At 71.1% G+C, this 3,795-nt stretch carries 4 protein-coding genes and 1 pseudogene; 2 read left to right on the top strand and 3 right to left on the bottom strand.

Annotated features, from left to right (window positions below):
• Nucleotides 1-152 precede the first annotated feature (152 nt).
• Nucleotides 153-914: a DeoR/GlpR family DNA-binding transcription regulator gene (locus GTW43_RS33145; protein ID WP_161305683.1), complete on the bottom strand. Its 762-nt coding sequence runs from the start codon at nt 912-914 to the stop codon at nt 153-155.
• A 90-nt stretch (nt 915-1,004) separates the two neighbouring features.
• Here GTW43_RS33145 and GTW43_RS33140 point away from each other — a divergent pair, with 90 nt between their 5' ends.
• Nucleotides 1,005-2,255, top strand: coding sequence for an MFS transporter (locus tag GTW43_RS33140; RefSeq protein ID WP_161305682.1), 1,251 nt, complete (start codon nt 1,005-1,007; stop codon nt 2,253-2,255).
• A 51-nt stretch (nt 2,256-2,306) separates the two neighbouring features.
• Here the strand turns inward: GTW43_RS33140 and GTW43_RS33135 are convergent.
• Nucleotides 2,307-2,501, bottom strand: a pseudogene (locus GTW43_RS33135) (GNAT family N-acetyltransferase); the annotation flags it as partial.
• Nucleotides 2,502-2,531: 30 nt separating this feature from the next.
• Here GTW43_RS33135 and GTW43_RS33130 point away from each other — a divergent pair.
• Nucleotides 2,532-2,819, top strand: coding sequence for a hypothetical protein (locus GTW43_RS33130; RefSeq protein WP_161305681.1), 288 nt, complete (start codon nt 2,532-2,534; stop codon nt 2,817-2,819).
• A gap of 127 nt (nt 2,820-2,946) precedes the next feature.
• Here the strand turns inward: GTW43_RS33130 and GTW43_RS33125 are convergent, their stop codons facing one another.
• Nucleotides 2,947-3,660 carry a PspA/IM30 family protein gene (locus GTW43_RS33125; protein ID WP_161305680.1) on the bottom strand — a complete coding sequence of 238 codons (714 nt, stop codon included), beginning with the start codon at nt 3,658-3,660 and terminating at the stop codon, nt 2,947-2,949.
• Nucleotides 3,661-3,795: the final 135 nt, after the last annotated feature.

Here is a 3,795-nt window from a genome sequence, read left to right as displayed (position 1 = left end):
TGCTCGAACTCGCGGTGTTCTTCGGTGCGGTGGCCGCGCTGCACCTCGCGGGCCTGCGTCGTGCTGCCCGCGGGCTCTTCGTCGTCATGGTCGCCTACCAGATCCTCGCCTACGACCGGATCGCCTGGCTGCTCGACCACTGAGGGGCGTCGTCAGCTGCTTCTGACGGTGGTGCCGGCGTTCTCGAGGGCGGCGACCTCGTCGGCGGGTGCGGTGGCATCAGTGACGACGGTGTGCAGGAGCGACGCAGGACCGACGTGTGCGTAGGCGGTGTGGCCGAGTTTGCTGCCGTCGGCGGCGACGACGACGCGGCGGGCGGAGGCGATGCCCGCCTTCTTCACCGCGGCGTCGTCGAGGTCGTAGGCGGTCAGTCCGTCGCCCGCGGTCAGGCCGCAGCAGCCGATGATCGCGGTGTCGAAGCGCAGGGCGGCCAGGGAGGCGAGGGTGAGGGGGCCGGTGAGGGCTCCCTCCGCGGCACGGGGCCGACCGCCGGGCACCATCAGGGTGGCGGGGCCGGGCGTCTCGCCCAACACGTGGATGGCCTGCAGGGACAAGGGCATCACGGTGACGGGCCGCTCGCGCAGGAGGCGGGCCACCTCCAGGCAGGTGGTGCCGCTGTCGAGCAGGACGCTCTCACCGTCGGCGACGAGCGCGCAGATCTCGGCTGCGATGCGCTGCTTGGCCTCGATCGCCTCATGGGCGCGCAGGGCGAAGGGCGGTTCCTCGCCCCTCAGCAGCAGCGTGCGGGCACCGCCGCGGACGCGTTCGAGGATGCCCTGGGCGGCGAGGGTGTCGAGGTCGCGCCGGATGGTCATCTCGGAGGCGCCGGTCCGCTCCGCCAGCTCCTGGACGGTGACGGAACCCGAGTCCCTGACGGCCTTCGCGATCAGCCCGTGCCGGTCTGCGTTGTTCATACGGTGATTGAACACCACCACCAAACGAACATGCATCATGTTCGAAAGGTGTATGTTCAAACGCACACATTGTTCGTTACGGTGGTCGGCATGGAACGATCGCTTCGTGCCGCCCGTGTGGCGACCTACCTCTTTTTCGTCCTCTGCGGCACCTTGATGGGCACCTGGGTGGTGCACATTCCCGCGATCGAGGACCGCGTCGGCATCAGCCACGCCACTCTGGGCGGCCTGCTGGTGCTGCTGGGGCTCGGCGCCTTCCTCGGCATGCAGGTGGCCGGCCCGCTGACCGACCGCCTCGGCGCCCGCATCGTGGTCCCCGCAGGCGGAGCCCTGTGCGCCGCCACCCTGGTCCTGCCCGGCATCGCCCACGATCCGTGGACCCTGGCCGGCGCGCTGCTGATCTTCGGGTTCTGCAACGGCTCTCTGGACGTGAGCATGAACGCACACGCCGTGCACGTGGAGAAGGCGTACGGGCGGCCCGTCATGTCGGGCTTCCACGCCACGTTCTCCGTCGGCGGAGTCCTCGCCGCGCTCTTCGGGGCGGGCGCCGCGACCGCGGGTCTCGACCCGGCAGCGGCGATGACCGTCATGGGCGCCGTCGGCGTCGTGCTCGCCCTGGTCTCGGCACGCGCACTGCTGCCGACCGCTCCCGCCGCCGACGGTGCCGATGCCGTGGATCCGCACGACGGCGCCGTCCGGGAGGCCCCGGAGCCGTCCGCCGCCACATCGCGCAGCACCCGGGGACGCGTCTGGCTGCTGGCCGTGCTGGCGCTGATGGTCATGCTGTGCGAGGGCGCCGCGAACGACTGGAGCGCCCTGCACCTCAAGGACGTCCTGGGTGCGCCCGCGAGCACGGCCGCCTTCGCGTACGGCACCTTCGCCGCGGCCATGACCCTCGGCCGGCTGCTCGCCGACCGTCTTGCGGCCCGGTTCGGGTCGCTTGCGATCCTTCGCTACGGTGCGGCCACCGCCGCCGTCGGCATCACCCTCGTGGCGCTGATGCCGTGGCTGTGGGCCGCGTTCACCGGCTGGGCACTGTTCGGGCTGGGCCTGTCGGGTTGTGTTCCGCAGCTGTTCAGCGCTGCGGGGCACGCGGACCCCGCGGCCGCCGGCGCGAACGTCTCCCGCGTGGCCGGGCTCGGCTACGTCGGCATGCTCGCGGGCCCCGCCGTGATCGGCTGGCTGACTCACCTCGTCGCCCTCGACCACGCCTTCGTCCTGCTGACCGTCCTGTGCGCGACCGCCGCGGCCGCCGCCGGGGTCCTGCGCAACGGGTCCGGCCGTTCCCCCGTGCCCGTGGCGTCGGGCGGCCCGCGCGAGTCGGCACGCAGCGACCGCTGACCGCCTGCACGGCGCGGACCCTGACCCCCGCGTCGTGCAGGCCCGCCACACTCAGAGAAGGCGCTGCATACAGACCAACTGCTCCCGCTCGTCCCACGACCGGGTGACGGCGAAGCCGAGCCGTTCGTGCAGAGCGATGGCCCCGGTGCGCCATTCCCACACCGACAGCCGGAGCAGGTGCGCCCCGTGCTCCGCAGCGTGGGTGAGCGCCGCGCCGAGCAGGGCCGAGGCAACGCCGCGGCCACGGCCTTTCCGTGCGCACCCTAGGATCTGGAGATGCCCGAGCCGATACGCAGATCTCGAAGAACGTGGATTGCTGGTTGGGCGGTGCTGTGCGCCGCCGGAGTCGCCGTTACGGTCGCGCTCGACCGCTCGTCCACACCGCAACCGCCGCCGGAGAAGACGGTCAGCGCCGAGTGCGCGCAGTACCTCGCGGACGTCGACAGGCAGCTGGCCGAGGCCGACCGGAAGGGCGGGAAGATCCTGGCCTTCTCCCGCATCCGTGACGGCGCCGCGGAGGACTGCAGCGACGAGTTGCGCGATCACCTTCGCGAGCTGCGGTAGCCGCGATCTGCGGTCGCCGCGGTCGGTGCGGTAGCCGCGGTCGCCGAGAGCGCCGAGGGGGCGCGATCCGCCCGCTCGTCACCCCGCCGACCGGCAGCCCTGCGCGCGGCCCGGTGCGCGCGGCCGCCTACGAAGAGGTCTTCAGCGCGGCGAGCCTGGCCTCGATCTCGGCGCTGTCACCCATCGAGTCCAACTGCTCGAACTGCGCGTCGAGCGAGGACTCGGCGAGCTCCTGCTTGCCCATCGCCTTGGCCTCCTCGCGGCGCACCTTCTCCTCGAACCGGTTGAGCTCGCTCGTCGGGTCGAGGACGTTGATGTTCTTCGCCGCGTCCATCATCGAGTTCTGGGCCTCGGCCGTCTTCGCGCGGGCCACCAACTGGTCGCGCTTCGACTGGAGTTCGGACAGCTTGGACTTCATCTGGTCGAGCCCGGACTTGAGTTTGTCGACGACCTCGGTCTGTGCGGCGATCGTCGGCTCGGCGTTCTTGGCCTCCTTCTCCGACTGCAACTGGCGGCCGAGCGCGACCTTGGCCAGGTTGTCGAACTTGTCGCCCTCGGCGGCGTTGCCCGCACCGCGCATCTCGTCCGCCTTGTTGCTCGCGGCGAGAGCCTTGCCGCCCCACTCGGCGGCCGCGTTCACGTCCTCCGTGTGATCCTGCTCCAGCAGCCGCAGGTTGCCGATCGTGGTGGCCACGGCATCCTCCGCCTCGCGGATGTTGTCGGTGTAGTCGCGGATCAGCTGGTCCAGCATCTTCTGCGGGTCCTCGGCGCTGTCCAGGAGGGCATTGATGTTGGCCTTCGCGAGCGTCGCCACGCGGCTGAAGATCGTCTGCTTCGTCATGGTCGAGTCCTTGCCGATGTGCGAGAAGTGGTGTCGAAAGTGATGCGGGGGAGGAACAGGCGTCGTGTGCAGGCAGTGTCAGAACCGGCCACCGCCGCCCCTGCGGCCGCGGGTTCCCCCGCCGCCGAAGCTGCC

This window comes from Streptomyces sp. SID5785 (assembly GCF_009870065.1).
Lineage (GTDB): Bacteria > Actinomycetota > Actinomycetes > Streptomycetales > Streptomycetaceae > Streptomyces.
The sequence above is the reverse complement of the archived record's forward strand: the minus strand, read 5'-3'. Positions and strand labels throughout refer to the sequence as shown.

What these genes read in the sequence shown, in the direction of transcription:
- GTW43_RS33145 (WP_161305683.1), bottom strand. Translation starts at nt 914, where the DNA reads ATGAACAACGCAGACCGGCACGGGCTGATCGCGAAGGCCGTCAGGGAC.
- GTW43_RS33140 (WP_161305682.1), top strand. Translation starts at nt 1,005, where the DNA reads ATGGAACGATCGCTTCGTGCCGCCCGTGTGGCGACCTACCTCTTTTTC.
- GTW43_RS33130 (WP_161305681.1), top strand. Translation starts at nt 2,532, where the DNA reads ATGCCCGAGCCGATACGCAGATCTCGAAGAACGTGGATTGCTGGTTGG.
- GTW43_RS33125 (WP_161305680.1), bottom strand. Translation starts at nt 3,660, where the DNA reads ATGACGAAGCAGACGATCTTCAGCCGCGTGGCGACGCTCGCGAAGGCC.